Annotated in this window: 20 protein-coding genes; 10 read left to right on the top strand and 10 right to left on the bottom strand. The window is 69.7% G+C overall.

All coding sequences use genetic code 11. The annotated features are described in order from the left end of the window. Positions 1–40: 40 nt before the first annotated feature. The 4 genes from Pka01_RS20290 to Pka01_RS20275 form a co-directional block, all read right to left on the bottom strand. The gene (locus Pka01_RS20290; RefSeq protein WP_203884380.1) at positions 41–838 is read right to left on the bottom strand and encodes a helix-turn-helix transcriptional regulator; all 798 of its coding nucleotides are present in this window, start codon (positions 836–838) and stop codon (positions 41–43) included. 131 nt (positions 839–969) lie between these two features. Further along, the gene (locus Pka01_RS20285) at positions 970–2,199 is read right to left on the bottom strand and encodes a serine hydrolase domain-containing protein (RefSeq protein WP_203884379.1); all 1,230 of its coding nucleotides are present in this window, start codon (positions 2,197–2,199) and stop codon (positions 970–972) included. A 108-nt stretch (positions 2,200–2,307) separates the two neighbouring features. Beyond that, a complete protein-coding gene (locus Pka01_RS20280; protein ID WP_203884378.1) occupies positions 2,308–3,411 on the bottom strand; it encodes a Gfo/Idh/MocA family protein in 1,104 nt (367 codons plus the stop codon). A gap of 157 nt (positions 3,412–3,568) precedes the next feature. Next, positions 3,569–4,150 (bottom strand): TetR/AcrR family transcriptional regulator, encoded by a 582-nt coding sequence (locus tag Pka01_RS20275; protein ID WP_203884377.1) that lies wholly within the window; start codon positions 4,148–4,150, stop codon positions 3,569–3,571. A gap of 136 nt (positions 4,151–4,286) precedes the next feature. On the opposite strand from Pka01_RS20275, the gene Pka01_RS20270 reads away from it, so the two are divergent. Beyond that, positions 4,287–4,847, top strand: coding sequence for a dihydrofolate reductase family protein (locus Pka01_RS20270; RefSeq protein ID WP_203884376.1), 561 nt, complete (start codon positions 4,287–4,289; stop codon positions 4,845–4,847). Here Pka01_RS20270 and Pka01_RS20265 read toward each other — a convergent pair. Further along, positions 4,844–5,746, bottom strand: a complete 903-nt coding sequence (locus tag Pka01_RS20265) for a helix-turn-helix transcriptional regulator (protein WP_203884375.1) — start codon at positions 5,744–5,746, stop codon at positions 4,844–4,846. The two genes, Pka01_RS20270 and Pka01_RS20265, sit on opposite strands and share 4 nt — an antisense overlap. 235 nt (positions 5,747–5,981) lie before the next feature. On the opposite strand from Pka01_RS20265, the gene Pka01_RS20260 reads away from it, so the two are divergent. From Pka01_RS20260 to Pka01_RS20225, 8 genes are all read left to right on the top strand, one after another. After that, complete coding sequence (locus Pka01_RS20260; RefSeq protein ID WP_203884374.1) at positions 5,982–6,926, top strand: SDR family NAD(P)-dependent oxidoreductase; 945 nt, start codon at positions 5,982–5,984, stop codon at positions 6,924–6,926. A 517-nt stretch (positions 6,927–7,443) separates the two neighbouring features. Continuing rightward, positions 7,444–9,891, top strand: a complete 2,448-nt coding sequence (locus Pka01_RS20255) for a sensor histidine kinase (protein ID WP_203884373.1) — start codon at positions 7,444–7,446, stop codon at positions 9,889–9,891. Next, positions 9,872–10,297 carry a roadblock/LC7 domain-containing protein gene (locus Pka01_RS20250; RefSeq protein ID WP_203884372.1) on the top strand — a complete coding sequence of 142 codons (426 nt, stop codon included), beginning with the start codon at positions 9,872–9,874 and terminating at the stop codon, positions 10,295–10,297. Before Pka01_RS20255 ends, Pka01_RS20250 begins: the two co-directional genes overlap by 20 nt. After that, positions 10,294–10,644, top strand: a complete 351-nt coding sequence (locus tag Pka01_RS20245; protein WP_203884371.1) for a DUF742 domain-containing protein — start codon at positions 10,294–10,296, stop codon at positions 10,642–10,644. The genes Pka01_RS20250 and Pka01_RS20245 overlap by 4 nt, the downstream gene beginning before the upstream one ends. After that, the gene (locus Pka01_RS20240; protein ID WP_203884370.1) at positions 10,625–11,215 is read left to right on the top strand and encodes a GTP-binding protein; all 591 of its coding nucleotides are present in this window, start codon (positions 10,625–10,627) and stop codon (positions 11,213–11,215) included. The genes Pka01_RS20245 and Pka01_RS20240 overlap by 20 nt, the downstream gene beginning before the upstream one ends. A 111-nt stretch (positions 11,216–11,326) precedes the next feature. Beyond that, positions 11,327–12,097 carry a class I SAM-dependent methyltransferase gene (locus Pka01_RS20235; protein WP_203884369.1) on the top strand — a complete coding sequence of 257 codons (771 nt, stop codon included), beginning with the start codon at positions 11,327–11,329 and terminating at the stop codon, positions 12,095–12,097. A 63-nt stretch (positions 12,098–12,160) separates the two neighbouring features. Next, positions 12,161–13,081, top strand: coding sequence for a GNAT family N-acetyltransferase (locus Pka01_RS20230; RefSeq protein WP_203884368.1), 921 nt, complete (start codon positions 12,161–12,163; stop codon positions 13,079–13,081). 105 nt (positions 13,082–13,186) lie between these two features. Continuing rightward, a complete protein-coding gene (locus tag Pka01_RS20225) occupies positions 13,187–13,630 on the top strand; it encodes a hypothetical protein (protein WP_203884367.1) in 444 nt (147 codons plus the stop codon). A gap of 14 nt (positions 13,631–13,644) precedes the next feature. Here Pka01_RS20225 and Pka01_RS20220 read toward each other — a convergent pair whose 3' ends face one another. The 5 genes from Pka01_RS20220 to Pka01_RS20200 are packed head-to-tail and all read right to left on the bottom strand — an operon-like array spanning position 13,645 to position 16,614. Continuing rightward, positions 13,645–14,397 carry an SDR family NAD(P)-dependent oxidoreductase gene (locus tag Pka01_RS20220; RefSeq protein ID WP_203884366.1) on the bottom strand — a complete coding sequence of 251 codons (753 nt, stop codon included), beginning with the start codon at positions 14,395–14,397 and terminating at the stop codon, positions 13,645–13,647. 41 nt (positions 14,398–14,438) lie between these two features. After that, positions 14,439–15,020, bottom strand: a complete 582-nt coding sequence (locus Pka01_RS20215) for a TetR/AcrR family transcriptional regulator (RefSeq protein ID WP_203884365.1) — start codon at positions 15,018–15,020, stop codon at positions 14,439–14,441. Positions 15,021–15,047: 27 nt separating this feature from the next. After that, positions 15,048–15,479, bottom strand: a complete 432-nt coding sequence (locus Pka01_RS20210) for a DNA-binding protein (RefSeq protein WP_203884364.1) — start codon at positions 15,477–15,479, stop codon at positions 15,048–15,050. A 59-nt stretch (positions 15,480–15,538) separates the two neighbouring features. Further along, the gene (locus Pka01_RS20205; RefSeq protein ID WP_203884363.1) at positions 15,539–15,988 is read right to left on the bottom strand and encodes a nucleoside 2-deoxyribosyltransferase domain-containing protein; all 450 of its coding nucleotides are present in this window, start codon (positions 15,986–15,988) and stop codon (positions 15,539–15,541) included. A gap of 53 nt (positions 15,989–16,041) precedes the next feature. Beyond that, positions 16,042–16,614 carry a TetR/AcrR family transcriptional regulator gene (locus Pka01_RS20200; protein WP_203884362.1) on the bottom strand — a complete coding sequence of 191 codons (573 nt, stop codon included), beginning with the start codon at positions 16,612–16,614 and terminating at the stop codon, positions 16,042–16,044. A gap of 191 nt (positions 16,615–16,805) precedes the next feature. On the opposite strand from Pka01_RS20200, the gene Pka01_RS20195 reads away from it, so the two are divergent. Next, a complete protein-coding gene (locus tag Pka01_RS20195; protein WP_203884361.1) occupies positions 16,806–17,822 on the top strand; it encodes an alcohol dehydrogenase catalytic domain-containing protein in 1,017 nt (338 codons plus the stop codon). The last annotated feature ends 86 nt before the right edge of the window (positions 17,823–17,908 follow it).

Genomic DNA, 17,908 nt, shown 5'->3' with positions numbered 1-17,908 from the left:
CCAATGTAGCGACCGTGCCGGGGCGGGCCGGTCGGCCGGGTCAGTCCGAGTTCGAGTTCACATCCTCGTCCGCCGCGAGGATGCTCAGCAGGGACAGGGACTCCTCGGCCGCGCTGCCGGGGTCGGCGTGGCAGACGAAGAGCAGCACGCCCGGGCTGCTCTGGACGGACAACGTGTCGTGCCGGAGGTCGACGTCGCCGATCTCGTGGTGGCGCATGTGCTTGTACTCGTCCACGTGCACGTCCCGGTTCGACCACATCCGGCGGAACTCCCTGCTCTCCGAGGAGAGCTCGTCCACCAGGTCGTGGAGGGCGGGTGCGTCGTCGTCCTCTTCGGCCGCCGCGCGCAGGTGGGCCACCTTCGAGCGGGCCTCCCGCTCCCAGTTGGGGAAGAACTCGCGGGCGCCGGGAGCGAGGAACGCGTGCCGCATCAGGTTGTCGGTGTGATCCATGCCCTTGAACAGCACACGGGCCATGCTGTTGGCGGCCAGGACGTCCAACTGGTGGTTCACCGCGAAGACCGGCGCGTGGTACCAGTTCTCCACGGTCTTCTGCAGTTTCTGGGAGATCTGGACCTGTCCCGCCGGGTGGGCGACGCGGTACAGGTGGTCGGTGGAATCGGAGTCGAGGTCGTAGACGCGTGCCAGGGCGTTCAGCACGTCGTCGGGTGGGCGGGATTCCAGCCCCTGCTCCAGACGGGTGTAGTAGACCGGGTCGAGGCCGGCCATGAGGGCCACCTCTTCGCATCGCAACATGCGCCGGTGGCCGCGCAGCCGCATCAGTGCGTCCAGCGGCGCCGTGTTGCGGAGGGCACGAAGCAAGTCAGCTAGTACTTCCACTCCGTCACGTTATGGCCTGATTGTCCTATTTACTATGGGTGCGTGACACCTAGGATTCCGAGACGTGATCGGACCGGAGATGGGCGCGGCGCCGGGGACCGGGCTCCCGGGGCGCGCCCGGGCGTCCCCGGTCAGTCGACGAGCGCCTGATAGACCAACTGCCGCAACTGCGGCCGAATCGGGTGGGCGTTCGAGGGTGTGAGCTGGGTGAGGAAGACGACCGTCACCTGCTCCGCCGGGTCCACCCAGAAGGTCGTGCTCGCCGCGCCGCCCCAGTTGTACTCGCCCTCCGAGGCCAGGGCCTTGTGCTTCGCGGCGTCCTGCACCACGGCGAAGCCGAGTCCGAAGCCGACGCCGGCATAGGAGACCTCGGCGAAGACCGGCCGGCCGAACTGCTCGAGATCGGCGCCGCCGGGCAGGTGGTTGCGGGTCATGTACGCGACCGTGCGCGGGCTGAGCAGCCGTACGCCGTCCAGTTCGCCGCCGCGCGACAGCATCTGGGTGAACCGGTGGTAGTCGGCGGCGCTGGAGATCAGCCCGCCCCCGCCCGACAGCGCCCTGGGCTGTCGCAAGGCGGAGTCGCCCATGTCGAGGAGGGTCGCCCGTCCGTTCGGGTCGGCCGTGTAGAGCGAGGCCATCCGGTCGGCCTTGTCGGCGGAGATGGAGAATCCGGTGTCGGTCATCGCCAGCGGGTCGAAGATCCGTTCGGCCAGGAACCGGTCGAGCGACTGTCCCGACACCACCTCGACCACCCGGCCGAGCACGTCGGTGGCGACGGAGTAGTTCCACTGCGAGCCGGGCTCGAAGAGCAGGGGCAGCGCCGCCCATCGGTCCACGACCTCGGCGAGGTCGAGGTCCCCCGGGAGGCCCCGGTTGAAGCCGGCGTTGCGGTAGATCTCGTCGACGACGCTGACGTGCTGGAAGCCGTAGACCAGTCCGGCGGTGTGGGTGAGGAGGTGCCACAGCCGTACCGGCTCGGTGGCGGGGCGGGTGACCGGCCTGACCGCCATGCCCTTCTCGTAGACCCGCATGTCGGCGAACGAGGGGATGAAGCGGCTGATCGGGTCGGTCAGCTCGAGGGCGCCCTCCTCGTAGAGCATCATGGCCGCGACCGAAGTGATCGGCTTCGACATCGAATAGATCCGGAAGAGGGTGTCGGTCTCGACCGGCGCCCCGGAGGCCATGTCGCGGGTTCCGTACGTGGACAGGTGTGCGATCTCGCCGCGCCGGGCGACCAGCACGAGCCAGCCGGGAAGCCGTCCGTCGTCGACGTAGGACGCGAAGTGCGCGTCGATGCGCCGGAGGCGGCCGCTGTCGAAGCCGACCTCCTCGGGATCGCAGGTGACCTTCAGCTCGCCCATGCCGCTCCCTCGCAGTCGGAGCCGGAAAATAGAACATGATTCTAGTCATCGGGACCGAATTCCGCGAGAGAGCGATTCGCGGCCGATGTCGCGAGGGATCGCGCGGGGTCATGCCGGAGACTGGACGGTCCCGGTCCGGGAGGCCTGCTCGATCGCGTCGACGAGGCGGTGCCGTACAAGGGCGTGGTCGAAGCCGGGGACGGTGTCGGTGCCCTCGCGCAGATCCCTGGCCAGGAACGCGTAGGTCTGCGCCACGTTCTGCGGGAGCGCGGCCAGGGCGCGGGGGACGGGATCGAAGTAGTGAGCCGGCACGGTGATCTCGGCGATCCCGACGTCGGTGCCCCGGCCGCCTTCCAGCTTCACGTCCGCCACCTGCAGGTTCCCGTTGGCTCCCGGCGCGGTCAGGATGAGGTCGCCGTCGGTGCCGTTGATCTCCCAGCGCAGGTTGTCGCCCCGCGAGAAGCCGCCGCGGTAGAAGAAGGAAAGGGCCGCGCCGCTGTCCAGCGTCCCCATGACGGACAGCTGGTCGGCTGTGGTCACCGGGATCGTGGTCCCCTCGTCCACCACCCGGACCTCCGTGCGGCCGTTGACGAGGTTGGCCGAGACGCCGGCGAAGTCCCCCAGCGCGAAGTTCACCGCCTCGAGGGCGTGCATGCCCGCCGCGGTGAGGAGTGTCGCTCCGGCGGCGGCGTCGAAGATGTAGGCGTGGGCGCGGTCGGTCTCCGGCCCCCAGGACAGACCCGACCCGACCATCGTCGTGCCGAGCACCCGGCCGACGTAACCGTTGGCGACCAGATCGCGGACATAACGGATTACGGGGGAGAAGCGGGCCTGCAGCCCGATCACCGTGCGCACGCCCGCGGCCCGGGCCCGCTCGGTCAGCTCGGCCGCCTCACGGAGGTCCACGCCCAGCGGCCATTCGCTGTAGACCATCTTCCCGGCCTCCAGCGCCGCCGAGACCAGCGCGTGGTGGTGGGTGACTTTCACCGCGACCACGACCAGGTCGACATCCGGATGTGCGATCAGGTCCCTGTGGTCGTCGTACGCCACCGGGACGTCGAACTCCTTGGCGGCGAGTTCGGCCGACTCCCGGCGCGAGGTGCTGATCGCGCGCAGTTCGTAGTCGGAAAGGGCCTTGAGCGCGGGGACGTGGCTGATGGAGGCCCATCCGCCGACGCTTGCTCCGATGATGCCGACGCCGATCTTCTTCATGTGCTTTCCCCCATGATTGAACCGGCCGCGGGGTGCGGCCGAATGTTGCGATATGTGCTGAAAGTGCAGAAACTCCGCAGGTACGGCAGGCGGGCGGCCGCGGAGGCCGTCAGCTAAAAATCTTGAACGATCGTTACAGATTCGGGGCGTGAAAAACTCAGTCGAGGCAGCCCAGGGCCACCTCCGTGATGTTCGTCAGGGTTCCCCGATCGGTGATGATCGCGCCCATGACCCGCAGCCCGTGGACCGTCGTCAGCAGGAACCGGGCCAGGTCCCTCGCGTCGCGGACGCTCGTCAGCTCGCCGCTCGCCTGGCCCTTTGTGATCAGCTCGGTCAGCGCGTCGTCCAGTGACGCGGTCGTCGCCCGTACGCGCCCGGCGACCTCGGGATCGTGCGGCAGCCGCTCCGTCGTGGCGCTGACGATGAGGCACGACTGGCGGGTGCCGTCACGCACGATCTCGTCCACCACGCCGAGCAGCACGGCGCGAATCAGCTCGCGTGCGGGGGCACCGCTGTCGAGCAGTTCGATCAGGGGCATTGCGTACTGCTCGCGGTAGCGGTCCATGACCGCCAGGTACAGGCCCTCCTTGCTGCCGAACGCCGCGTACAGCGACCCGCGTCCGATTCCCGTGGCGTCGACCAGGTCCTGCACCGAGGTGCCCTCGTACCCCTTGTGTCGGAACGCGGACATGGCCGCCTCCAGTGCGGCCTCGGTGTCGAACTCCCTGACGCGTGCCATGCAGGGAACGCTACGGCTATCTGGAACGTACGGTCAAGTTTCCGTGGCGACGCTCACACCGGGACGATGCGGCGGTGACGACTTAGGCTCGCGGACGGACGGCAAAACGGAAGCAGTCGACCCGGGAGGCCCTGTCATGGCCAAGCTGATCTACGCGGCGATCACGTCACTCGACGGCTACGTGGCGGACGAGAACGGCAAGTTCGACTGGGCGGAGCCGGACGAGGAGGTCCACGCCTTCGTCAACGACCTCGAGCGGCCGACCGGCACCTACCTCTACGGACGTCGCATGTACGAGGTGATGGCCGGCTGGGAGACCATGCACACCCTCCCCGGCCAGTCGCCCGTGACCCTGGACTTCGCCGCGATATGGCAGGCGGCCGACAAGGTCGTGTACTCCCGGACGCTGGAGGCGGCGCCGACCGCCAGGACGCGGATCGAGCGGGCCTTCGACGCCGAGGCGGTCCGCCGGATGAAGGAGTCGGCGGAGCGGGACATCTCCGTGGGCGGTCCCGAGCTCGCCGCCCACGCGATCAGGGCCGGGCTGGTCGACGAGTGCCACCTGTTCCTGACGCCTGTCGTCGTGGGAGGCGGGAACCCGGCTCTCCCCGGCGGCGTCCGCGTGAAGCTCGACCTGCTGGGCGAACGCCGCTTCGGCAACGGCGTCGTCCACCTTCACTACCGCACCCGGGCTTAGGTCGTGTCTGACGAATCAAGCCCTGCTACGCGCGGCCCGGACGGCGCCTCGCCGGCCCAGGCGGCCAGCAGGCGCAGGGCCTGCTCGGAGGAGGAGCCCGGCTCCGCGGTGTGGATCCCGAGGACCTGGTCGGGGTCGCCGTCGGACCGGAAGGTCTCGTAGTCCAGGGTGAGGTCGCCGACCAGGGGGTGGTGGTAGTCCTTGGCGCCGTAGGTGCGACGGTGGACGTCGTGGTCGGCCCACCAGCGCCGGAAGTCCCTGTCACGGAGGGAGAGCTCGCCGACGAGTTCGGCGAGCCGGGCGTCGTCGGGGTGCCGTCCGGCGTACAGGTGCAGGCCGGCGACGGTGCCGCGGGCGGCGGACTCCCAGTCGACGTACAGCCCGCGGGCGGCCTCGTCGAGGAACATGAACCGGACCATGTTCCGCTCCCGGTACGGGAGGGCGTCGAAGTCGGTGTACAGGGCCCGGGCCATTTTGTTGGCCGCCAGGACGTCATTGCGGCAGCCCAGGATCAGCGCGGGGGTCTCGCTCAGCAGGTCGAGCACGCGGTACAGCCCCGGCCGTACCCGCTGCGGCGGCATCGGGCGGCTCCTGCCGCGGGTGGGCCTGGCCACGTCGGAGAGGTGACTGCGTTCTGTGTCGTTCAGGCGCAGCGCCCGGGCGAGGGCGTCCAGCACGGTTTGTGACACGTTGACGCTGCGGCCGCGTTCCAGGCGCACGTAGTAGTCCACGCTCACCCCGGCGAGCTGGGCGACCTCCTCCCTGCGCAGACCCGGCACCCGGCGAATGCCCGGCTGCACCGGTAGCCCCGCTTCCTCGGGTGTGATCCGGGCCCGGCGTGAGCGCAGGAACTCCCGGAGTTCCGCATTGGCCCCGGCGCCGGAGGAGGGGTCGCTCATGTCATTCAGCGTATGACCGGGGTGAGGTGACGGGGAGGTCCGTGAGGGGGCCTGCCGGACCCCCGGTAGGCCGGACCCCGGGTGGAGACGTGCCTGTCTTCCTGCACGGGCGGGGGTTGTGCCGGTGGTGTGCTGAAGAAACGCCACCTGCCACTGTTTCGCGAGGTCAGGTGCGCGGATCCGGGCGCGTCCGCCGTCGGCTCTCCACGCCGCGGCATGACAGAGAGGCAGTCCCATGACCGAACCGACACGTATCACCACGCCGTTCACGGGCCGATCCACGGCGGCCGAGGTGGTGGAGGGCCTGGACCTCACCGGCCGCCGTGCCATCGTGACCGGTGCCTCATCAGGCATCGGCATCGAGACCGCCAGGGCGCTCGCGGGCGCGGGTGCGGAGGTGACCCTGGCGGTGCGCGGGGTCGGCACCGGCGAGGAGGTCGCCGCGGACATCAGGGCGACCACCGGGAACGATCACATCCTGGTCGCTCCGCTGGACCTCGCCGACCAGGCGTCCGTCGCGGCCTTCGTCGCCGCGTGGGACGGCCCCCTGCACATCCTCGTCAACAACGCCGGCGTGATGATGACGACCGAGGCGCGTACGCCGGAGGGCTGGGAGTTGCAGTTCGCGACCAACCATCTCGGGCACTTCGCGCTCTCCACCGGGCTGCACCCTGCGCTCGTGGCGGCCGGGCGGGCCCGGGTCGTCTCGCTCAGCTCGGTCGGTCATCTGCGGGCCGGGGTGGACTTCGACGACATCCACTTCATGCGGCGCGCCTACGACTCGATGATCGCGTACGGCCAGTCCAAGACGGCCAACGCCCTGTTCGCGGTCGAGGCGAACAAGCGGTGGGCCGCGGACGGCATCACGGTCAACGCCGCGCACCCGGGGGCTATCCTGACGAATCTGACCCGGCACATGAGCCGGGAGGCGCTCGAACGCTCGAAGGCCGCCGGCTATGTGTTCAAGACGCCCCAGCAGGGGGCCGCCACGTCCGCACTGCTCGCGACCTGGCCGCCGCTCGAAGGTGTGGGCGGCCGGTACTTCGAGGACTGCAACGAGGCGGAGCCTCCCGTGCCCGGTGAGTTCCGGGGCGTAGCCGCGCACGCTCTCGACCCCGAGGCGGCGGCGCGACTGTGGCAGGTGTCCCTCGACATGCTCGCCGCGTCATCACGCGGCTGACTCGGAATTACGGCAGCAGTCGATAACTCGCCATTCTCGCCGAGTCCGACAGAATTTCCTTCTATATTCCACACGATTAAGACAAGCGGCCCGGGCCGCTTGGGGGCGAGCGTCCGGCTCCGCTCTCAAAGCGGCCCGGGATATTAAGTTGATCTTCCCTGTATTCGCCGCGCATCCGAAGTCACGGAACGTGCCCGGCAGGGAGTCGCCGACCGCTGCCCGAGTGCGCCCGGCAGTGGGAGACATGCGTTCGACCAGCACTTCCCTCACATCGGAGCCGTCCGTGTCGTGACCTTTCCGGCGGCACCCCGTAGCGGCCGGGTGTGAGGTGGCAATCCTCCATGATCAGTTTCGTCGGTATTCGTATCCGTTCTCCGCTTCTGTTGCTTGAAGTCCCTGTGTGCCATGGGCATAGTGGACCAACCACAGGCGTATCAGTCGTGGTATGCAACCTCGGGGACGGTCACAGATCACGGCCGCGACGGCGCACCACCATGCGCGGAATTGGACATGATGGATGAGCTCGCCCTCCCCGATCCGCTCGAAGCTCCTCAGGATCCTGCTGCTTCCGCTCGTCTCGATGATCGCCCTGTGGGGTTTCATCGCCTACTCGAGCGTCGCGGAGATCGTGGACGTCTCCCGGACGCAGGACCGCTGGGAGAGCATCGGGTCGCCGGTGCTGCAGCTGATCGTCGAGTTGCAGCGGGAACGTCAGCTCTCCGCCGCGGCGCCCCACGGCACGGCCGACGATGAGGCGCTGGCGGAGCAGCGCCGGGTCACCGACGAAAAGGTGGAACGGCTGCGCGAGGTGATCGAGTCGATCGCCCCCAAGGGCGAGGGGGCCGAGACCCCGGCGACGGTCCGGGACCTGGTCACCGCCGTCGACGGGGTGCAGTACCTTCGCGATTCCGCCGACGACGGCAGGCTCTCCCCTCCCTTGAAGATCATCGAGGGGTACAACAGCCTGATCAGCACGGCCAACCAGAACTTCAGTGATCATGACGCGCTGAGCGACGTGTCGTCCTACCGGGCGGTGCGCGGCATGTCCGCCTACAGCGCCACCGCCGAGTACCTCGGCCGGGAGCACGCCGTGCTCACCAGCACGATCGTGCACGGCGACATGACCCCGACCGATCGGGCCTCGTTCGTCGCCGCGATGACCAGCCGCAGGCTCGTCTTCGCCAACGCCGACCGCGACATGGGTCCCGACCTGCGGGTGCACTTCCAGACTCTCGTGAACGGCAACGCCTACAAGCGGCTTGTGGACGTGGAGGACCGGCTCTTCGTGTGGGACACCGACGGCGCGCCGCCGGTGGACCCCGCCGAGTGGAAGAGCGACGCGGAGACGGTGCTCAACGCGATCAACCAGGACACCCTGCGAGAGCTCGACCGCGCCGCGGCCGAGAGCGAGGCACAGAAGATCGGCGCGTACTGGCGCATCGGGCTGGTGCTGATCCTCGGGCTGCTCGCCGTCCTCGCGTCGCTCGCGCTGTCCTACCGATTCGGCCGGTCCATGATCTCGGAGCTGAGGCGGCTGCAGGGATCGGCCGTCGAGCTCGCCGAGGAACGCCTGCCGCGCCTGGTCGAACGGTTGCGCAGGGGAGACGACGTGGATCCCGCGTCGGAGGCGCCCGACCTCGCGCCCGCGGACACCGCCGAGGTCGACCGGGTCGTGCACGCGTTCTCCGCCGTACGGCGGACCGCCGTGGAGGCTGCCGTCGGCCAGGCGACCCTCCGCAAGGGCGTCGGCCAGGTCTTCCTCAACCTCGCCCGGCGCAACCAGGCCCTCCTGCACCGCCAGCTCAATCTCCTCGACACCATGGAGCGCCGGGTCGAGGAGCCCGAGGTCCTGGAGGACCTCTTCAAGCTCGACCATCTGACCACGCGCATGAGACGGCACGCGGAGAACCTGATCATCTTGTCCGACTCGGCCCCCGCCCGCATCTGGCGCGACCCGGTGCCGCTCTTCGACGTGGTGCGGGCCGCCGTGCTCGAGGTCGAGGACTACACCCGCGTCGTCGTCGCCCCCATGCCGCACGCGCCGCTGCTCGTCGGCGCCGCGGTGACCGACGTGATCCACCTGGTCGCCGAGCTGGCGGAGAACGCCGCCGTCTTCTCGCCGCCCGACACCACCGTCCACATCAGGAGCAGCGTGGCGGCCAACGGCTTCGCCCTGGAGGTCGAGGACCGGGGGCTCGGACTGAGCCGGGCCACCCTCGACGACCTCAACGCGAGGCTCGCCGACCCGCCGGAGTTCGACCTGGCCGACAGCGACCGGCTCGGCCTGTTCGTCGTCGCGAGGCTCGCGGCCAGGCACAACATCAAGATCGTGTTGCGGCCCTCGCCGTACGACGGGACCACCGCGATCGTGCTGCTGCCCATGAGCCTGCTCGTCACGGCGGAGACACCGGACGCCGAGGCCGCCTCTCCCCAGATGGCGTTGGCGGGGAAGACCCGGCTGGGCAGGTCGTTCCGCGCGCTGGGCGCCGTGTCGGCGGCCCGGTCGGGGGAGGACACGGTCGTGCGGGAACAGCCGGAGGACTCCACGCCGGCGCCCGCGTCGGGGTGGTTCTCGGCCCAGCCCGCGTCCGTACCGCCCCAGGCGTCGTCCCCAGCCTCCGCGGCCTCCGGTTCGGCTCCGGCTCCGGCGACGGGCCCGGCGACGGCGCCTCTCGTTACGCCTGCTCCCCCGTCTCCCGCCCCGGCGCGGTGGACCGTCCCCGAGCCGGGCGGCGACGACGACCTCGACGGGCTGCCCATGCGGATACCGCAGGCCAGCCTGGCTCCTCAGCTCCGCGACGCGCGACGGCAGGAGGAGGAGGTCTCCGTGCGATCTCCTGAGGAACTCGCCCAACTGATGTCGTCCATGCAACAAGGCTGGCAGCAGGGCCGCCGGCAGATGGAGCACGGACAGGACGTGTGGAACAGAAAGGACGGCACCCCCGATGGCCGACTCCAGAACTGAACTCGACTGGCTGCTCGACGATCTGACCCAGCGCATCCCCGACATCCGGCACGCCATCGTGCTGTCCGCCGACGGGCTGGCGATGGGCGGGTCCAAGGGGCTGACGCGGGAGGACGCCGAACACCTGTCCGCGATCTCCGCGGGCAGCCACAGCCTCGCACTGGGCGCCGGACGGCACTTCGGCCTCGGCGGCGTCCGGCAGACCATCATCGAGTTGGAAGGCGGCTTCCTCTTCGTCACCGCCGCCGGGCAGGGCGCCCGCCTGGCCGTGCTCGCCGCGAGCGACGCCGAGCTCGGCATGGTCACCTACGAGATGGCACTCCTGGTCAAGCGCGTCGGCGAACACCTGACCGCGCAGCCGAGGGGGGCGGCTCCAGCGCCCGCCTGGAACGGCGTGGGGTCGTGACGGCAGCGGACCCCGGGCCGCTGATCAGGCTCTTCGGGCTGACCGGGGGCCGTGCGCGCCCGGTCGGCGAGACCTTCGACCTGGTGGCCATCGTCACGACCGTGAGCACGTACGTCCAGCCGGTGGAGCACCTTCCGGAGCATCTCACCGTGTTGTCGTTGTGCCGCAGCCCGACCCCGGTGGCGGACGTGGCGGCGCACCTGAGACTGCCGCTCAACATCACCCGCGTGATCCTCGGCGACCTGCGGCGCGAGGGCCTCGTGACCATCGACCGCCCTCGGCCGGCGGCGCAGACCATCGACGAACGCATCTACAGGGAAGTGCTGCATGGGCTACGCAGCCTCTGAGCAGGCAACGGCCGGGGCCGTCTCGGCGCTGGCCATCAAGATCCTCGTCGCGGGCGGCTTCGGAGTCGGCAAGACGACCATGGTCGGCACGATCAGCGAGATCCGGCCGCTCCACACCGAGGAACTGCTGAGCGAACGAGGCGTCGGAGTCGACGACGTCTCCGGCGTGGAGTCCAAGATCACCACGACGGTGGCACTGGACTTCGGGCGGATCACGATCCGCGAGGGCCTGTGGCTCTATCTGTTCGGCACGCCGGGCCAGGACCGGTTCTGGTTCATGTGGGATGAGTTGTCCGTCGGTGCTCTCGGCGCCGTGGTGCTTGCCGACACCCGCAGGCTCCAGGAGTGCTTCCCCGCCGTCGACTACTTCGAGCAGCGCGGCATCCCGTTCGTGGTGGCGGTCAACTGCTTCGACGGCGCCCGGCGGCACGAGCCGGACAAGGTACGGCGCGCGCTCGGCCTGGGCGGGGCCACGCCCATCGTGCTGTGCGACGTGCGTGAGCGCGAGTCGGTCAAGGACGTGCTGACGACGCTGGTCACCTACGCGGTGAAGGGTGTGCCCACGGAGTGAGGCCGCCGGGCGGCGAGGGACGCCCGCGGACGGCCGGATGATCAGCTGGCGGCGGTGATTTGTCCGATCCCGCTGTGAGCCCGCCTGCCCCGAGGTGCCTATCATCGCTGGGTGACCTCGGAAAACCTGCATCTCGATCGTCAGCGGGCCGGGTCCTTCGGCTCGGTGGCGGACCAGTATGACCGTTACCGCCCGGCCTGCCCCGACGCCTTGATCGAGGATCTGGTGGCGCTGCGGCCGGAACATGTGCTCGACGTCGCCTGCGGCACCGGCAAGGTGGCCGTCCCGCTCACCAAGCGCGGGCTGTCCGTGCTCGGTGTGGAGCCGGACGAGCGGATGGCCGAGTTGGCCCGCGACCACGGCCTCCAGGTGGAGATCTCGCCGTTCGAGACCTGGGACGACGCCGGACGGCGATTCGATCTGATCACGTGTGGGAGCGCGTGGCACTGGATCGATCCGGACCGGGGCGCTCGCAAGGCGGCGGCGGTCCTGCGCCCGGGCGGCGTGATCGCCCGGTTCTGGAGCTACCACCTGCTGGAGAAGCCGGTGCTCGCCGCGTTCGACGCCGTCTACGGCCGCCTCGCGCCGGACGCGGAGGTGCACGGGCGCATTGCGGAGAAGAGCACCGAGGTGGACCCGTTCGCGGAAAGCGCTGAATTCTCCTCGGTCGAGACGCGGAAGTACCGCTGGGAGGCCACGCTGAGCGCCGACGAGTGGGTGGGGCTCGTGGCGACCTACAGCGATCATCAGCGCCTCGGATCCGAACGGCTCGCCGCGGTGCAGCGCGCGTTGCGCGAGGTGATCGAAGATCTCGGCGGAGTCATCCGGTCGCATGGCGAGACCTACGTCCTGTTCGCCCGCCGGCTCCCTGCCCCGCGGTAGCGAACTCCGCCTGAGCGGATAACCGGATGCGTTCCGGCGGGCGGGTGCGTTAGACAGGCCGCCATGAGGATGCGCCCCTACACGGACGCGGACATGCCGCGGCTCCAGGAGACCGTCGCGGCCTGGATCGCCGAGGCGGGGCGGTGCGGATACGACCACATCGGCGAACTGCCGCATCGCGTCTACGAGAACCTCCGCGGCAGGCGTCCCGTCGGAGACCTCGTGCACGTGTGGGAGGACGCCTCCGGCATCGCCGGACTGGCCGTCAACCTGCGCTTCGGCTGCGCGTTCGACGTGTTCGCCTCGCCCGCGCTCCGGGGTACCGCCGCGGAGTACGAGATGCTGCGTGTCGCCTCTGAGACGACGGCCCGCCACATGGCCGAGGACGAGCCGTACGTGCTGACCGACCTCTTCGACTGCGACACGACGCGGATCGGCCTGCTGGTACGGCTCGGCTTCGAACGGTTCCGGACGTGGGACGACGTCAACGAGCGGGGACTGGACGATCCCGTCGCGGTCCCGGCCGTTCCCGACGGCTTCGTTCTTCGCACCGCCCGGCCGGGTGACGCCGACGGCCTGGCGACGGCCCGCAACCACTCGTTCCAGGAGGACTGGACCGGGCACCTGTATCGAACGGCGGTAATGGAGAAACCGGGCTACGACCCCGAGCGGGAGATCGTGGCCGAGGCTCCTGACGGGACGATCGCGGCCTTCGCCGTGTACTGGACGGATGACCAAAACAGGTTCGGGCATTTCGAGCCGGTCGGCACGCATCGCGACTTCCAGCGCCGGGGCCTCGCCCGCGCGGTGATGTCGTACGCGATGGCGCGGATGCGCGACCGGGGGATGACGACGGTGACCGTGAACCACGACGCGGGCAACCTGGCGGCGCGCGCGTTGTACGGCTCCCTCGGCTTCGAGCGGACGCACCAGACGTACGGCTTCCGCCGCGCCAAGCCCGCGAATGCTGCGCCGAGCCGGTGAACACCGGTCGTTCCGTACCGCAGTGTGCAGAACACGTGCAGATGGCGTTCAAAGGCGGCAGAGACTGCTTAATGCGACACTGTGGCCCATAGTGTGACGTTCATCATGTTCGACTTCTTGTTGGTCCCCCTCCTGTTCCTCCCGCTCGCGGCTCCGGCGTTCCTCCTCCTCGCGGCCGGGGTGGTCGTGCACACCGCCGTCGTCACGGCACGGGGGCGGAGACCGCGGCCGGCGGCGTTGTGGGCCAGGCTCGCGGTGGTCGCGCTGTGCGTCGGGCTTGCCGTGTACGGAATGGGGCTGCTGTTCGGCGGCGTCATGTGGATGTCCCAACCCGAGGACCTGTGCCTGGTCTCAGGACTGTTGTACTCCGGGTCGCCCGAGCCGGCGAGCTTGTGGCCGCTGCACAACCCCGCCTGTGAGCACGGGGGTGTGCCAGTGGACCTCGTGCCCGGGTACGTCAACCCCGTCGTCTATGCGGCGATCGGCCTGTTCGGGGCGAGTGTGGCCGGGATGGTGGTCTCCCGGCGTCGGCTGCGCCGGACCGTCTGATCGGGCCCAGCGTTTCAGGCGGCCGAACCTCCGTCGACGACCAGGTCGTGGCCGACGGCGAAGCCCGCGTCGTCCGACGCCAGCCACAGGACGGTGGCGGTGATCTCGTCGAGCGTGCCGACCCGGCCGATCGGCAGTTGCTCCTTCACCCGGGCGTCCCGGTCGGCCGTGTTCTCGCCGGGGCGCAGGGACATCGGCGTGTCGTGCGGGCCGGGGCTGACCACGTTGATCCGGATGCCCTCGCGGATGTACTCCAGCGCCGCCGTGCGGCTCAGGGCGGTGACCGCCGCCTTGGCCGCGCCGTACGCGCCGAGGCCGGGCACCCTCCGGTGCGTCCCGATCTGGGACGCCACGTTGACGATCACTCCGGTGCCCGCACGGCGCATGGCGGCGATCTCGTGCTTCATCGACAGGAAGACGCCGGTCACGTTGCCGTCGAGCGTGCGCGTCCAGTCGTCCTCGTCGATGTCGGCGACCTTGGCCGCGGTGAAGACCCCGGCGTTGTTGATCGCGATGTCGAGCCCGCCGTGCCGCCGGACGATCTCGTCGACCATCCGGGCCGCGTCGCCTGACCGCGTCAGGTCGGCGGTGATCGCCCCGGCGTCCCCGCCTGCGGCCTCGATGAGCTTCACGGTGTCGTCAAGCGGCTCCGCGCGGCGGCCCGCGACCGTGACCAGGGCGCCCTCCCGGGCGAAGCCGAGGGCGACCGCCCGGCCGATGCCCGAGCCTCCTCCGGTGACCAGGACCACCTTGCCGGCGAACTTCATGTGGCTCCTTTTGGGAACGATCGGTCTTGATATCGAGGTCGTCACGCCAGAATGGTGAGCGCCTCGGCGGCCGCCTCACGGAGTCGTCTCGCGTCCGGGGAGCCCTTGCTCACCAGCCGCAACCCCTGGAGGAAGACGAGCAGGAATCGGGCGAGCGCGCGCGGGTCGCGGCCGGCGGGCAGGTCGCCCTCGCCGCGGGCCCTGATCAGTGCCGAGGTGAGCGCCGCCTCCAGCGCGCTCCAGTTGGTGTCGAGCAGGCGTGAGACCTCGGGGTCTCCGGGGAGCATCTCCGCCGCCGCGTTCACGATCATGCAACCGCGCCGCCGTTTGTCGCCGATCGAGTCGGCCACGTAGAACTCGACCAGTGCGCGTACGGCCGGCAGTGCGGGACCAGGCTGGGAGAGGATCTCGACGGGCGACGGATTCCTGGTCTCCAGATAGCGGTCGAGCGCCTTGAGATAGAGGTCGCGCTTGTTGCCGAAGGTCGCGTACAGGCTGGCGCGCGCTATCCCCAGGTGGTCCACCAGGTCGGCCATGGACGTCGCCTCGTAGCCGCGCTCCCAGAACAGGTCGAGTGCGGCCTGAAGCGCCGCATCGGGGTCGAACTCCTTCGTTCTCGCCATGGCCACACCGTATCAAGAACGAACGGTCTAATAAGCGGGGGGTCGGTCCGTGGCGACGCGACCCGACAGCCGCGCGTAACGCTGCCTGGCGGCCTGCGAGGTGCCGAGCCCGAGGCCGAACGCGATCTCGTGCCAGGTGAGGCCGCGTCCGCGTGCCATGAGCAGGAGCGCCGCCTCCAGTTGGTCCATCTCGCCGCGTGCCAGTGGGATGAGGGTCAGGGCCGCGGTGATGTCCGCGGTGTCCACCTCCGGCTCCGTCTCGTCGAGCCGGGCGGTTCCGCTCGCGAGAAGCGAGACGAGCCTGATGGCCTCGTGCGGCCCGAGCACATGGGGATGGACCTGCCGGGAGCGCTGGTCCTCCGTGGCCGCGTGCCGTTCGGCGATGCGGGCGAGAGCCGCGTGCACGCGGTGGGCGCGCATCTGATCGGGATCAGGCGGAGTGAAGGGATCGTGCGTCATGCCACAGAGCATGCACGAGCACTCAAATGGTTGTCAACGTTATGTTTTAAACAAAGTGTTCACATGGTCTTCAGTGACGCGCGCGCGGCCACGATGGTCTTCTCGAGCGAGTCGTGCACGACGAGGCCTGGCCTCACGTGTGAGAGCTGGACGCTCACGTCGAGACGGCGGGCGTAGGCGGGATCGGCGCCCACCACGATCGGTTTCGTGCGACCCGCCCACATGCCGAGCTCGTACAGCGCGATCGGCTGCACCGAGCGGCTGCCGGGAAACCAGAAGAGGATCGTGTCGCAAGCCGCGAGGTGCCGGAACTCCCAGCCGATCTGCTCGGCCGCCGCCTCCGGAGAGTCCTCGAACGCGGCGCGGCGCGGGTTGAGGACGGCGACCGGGAGGTCCGCCAGTCCGGCCGCGACCTCCGCCTGCCAGTCCGGGCAGTCGGTAATGCCGCCCGCGAGGAAGACGCTGCGCGTCCGGCCGTCGAATCCCTCGGGAGCCTCGACATGGATCATGTGTTCAGCCTCACCACGATGGCGCACAGGGCGGCGGGCCGCCGTACGAACGCTCAGACGAGCAGCGTGCCGAACGTGACGGCGAAGAAGGTGTCGAAGGCGCCGGCCGAGCGGTCGGTCCTGGCCAGCAGGAGGGCACCCTCCCACGCGCTGAGGATGAACCGGGCCGTGGCCTCGGGGTCGAGATCGGCGCGTACGGCTCCCGCCTGCTGAGCCTCCCGGATCGCCGAGGCGAGCGCGGTGCCCCAGGCCTCGAAGCCCGCGCGTACTGCCCCTCTGATGGCCTCGTTGTGATCGGCGATCTCCGCGCCGAAATTGCCGAGAAGGCAGCCGCGCGTGATCCCGTACCCCAGGATCTCGTCGCGGAAGAACTCGAAATGCCGCCGAATGCGAGTCAGCGGCTCCACGCCGGGATCGGCGAGATCCTGGAGCCGGCGGGTCAGGCCGTACTCCTCCAGGGCGACGATCGCCAGGGCTTCCTTGCTCTCGAAGTGGTTGTAGAACGACCCCTTCGGCACGCCGGCGCGATCGGTGATGTCCTTCACCCCGGCCGCGTTGAATCCTCGCGCGTGAAACTGCTCCAGGGCAGCCTCGACGATCTCCTTGCGCATGCTGGGTCTTGCCACCGTCGCTCCCTCGTTCCGGAACCAATATGGCCGGTCGTCTCGCCCGTCGTCAAGTCGGGAACGGGATGCGACCGGCGGCACCGGCGAGCGCTTGACACGATCTAAGACGACCGGTCATATTGAAACCGCCGGGTGCCGCCGACCATCGGGACGGCGAACGGCCTCCGGATCCATCCCATTCGAGGAGAACCATGTCCACCTACCGTGCCGTCGAAGTGACCGGATCGCGCAGGTTCGCGCTCGTGGAGCGCGAACTCACGCCGCCTGCCCCGGGCCACGTGCGGATCCGGGTCGAGAGCTGCGGTGTCTGCCACTCCGACGTCCTCGCCGTCGAAGGGCTTCGCGCCGACCCGAGCCTGCCGGTCGTCCCCGGTCACGAGCTCGTCGGGGTGATCGACGCCGTCGGCGAGGGTGTGCGGAACTGGCGGGTCGGCGAGCGGGTCGGCGTCGGATTCCTCGGCGGCCATTGCGGGGAATGTGACCGCTGCAGGCGGGGCGACTTCGTCAACTGCACCGACCAGCAGCGGGTGGGGACCGACGTCGACGGCGGTTACGCCGAGGTGGCCTACGCCAAGACCAGCGGGCTGGTGCGCGTCCCCGCGGGGATGGACTCCCACGAGGCGGGGCCGCTGCTGTGCGCGGGCCTCACGACGTTCAAGGCGTTGCAGCAGGTGGGCACCCACCCGGGAGACCTCGTCGCCATCCAGGGGATCGGGGGCCTCGGTCACCTCGGCGTCCAGTACGCCGCGAAGCTCGGCTACCGCGTCGCCGCCATCGCCCGAGGCGCGGGCAAGGCCGAGCTGGCACACCAGCTCGGCGCCGACCACTACATCGACAGCACTCAGGCCGACCCGGGCGAGGCCCTGGTCGAGCTCGGCGGCGCGGGCGCGATCATCGCGACGGCCGCAAACGGGGCGTCGATGAGCGCGCTGATCCCCGGGCTCGCGCCGCGCGGCCGGATGGTGGTCGTCGGGGTCGCGACGGATCCCATCTCCGTCAGCACCATCGACCTCACCTTCGGAACACGCACGATCAGCGGCAGCCTCACCGGCAGCTCGATCGAGAACGAGGACAACCTCGCCTTCAGCCAGCGGCACGGCATCAGGCCGATGATCGAGACCCTGCCGCTGTCGGACGCGCCCCAGGCGTACGAGCGCATGATCTCCGGCGAGGCCCGGTTCCGCGTCGTCCTGGACACCAAGGCCTGAGCGGAACCTCCGCAAGGGTCATCCCCTTCATTCGCCTCAGGCCGCGTGAGCGCGGCCAGGCGATCCCCTGTGAACCGCTCGACCGC

Origin of the sequence: Planotetraspora kaengkrachanensis (assembly GCF_016862895.1) — a bacterium.
Taxonomy (GTDB): domain Bacteria; phylum Actinomycetota; class Actinomycetes; order Streptosporangiales; family Streptosporangiaceae; genus Planotetraspora; species Planotetraspora kaengkrachanensis.
Note: the sequence above shows the minus strand (reverse complement) of the source record. Positions and strands in the feature narration are given on the sequence as shown.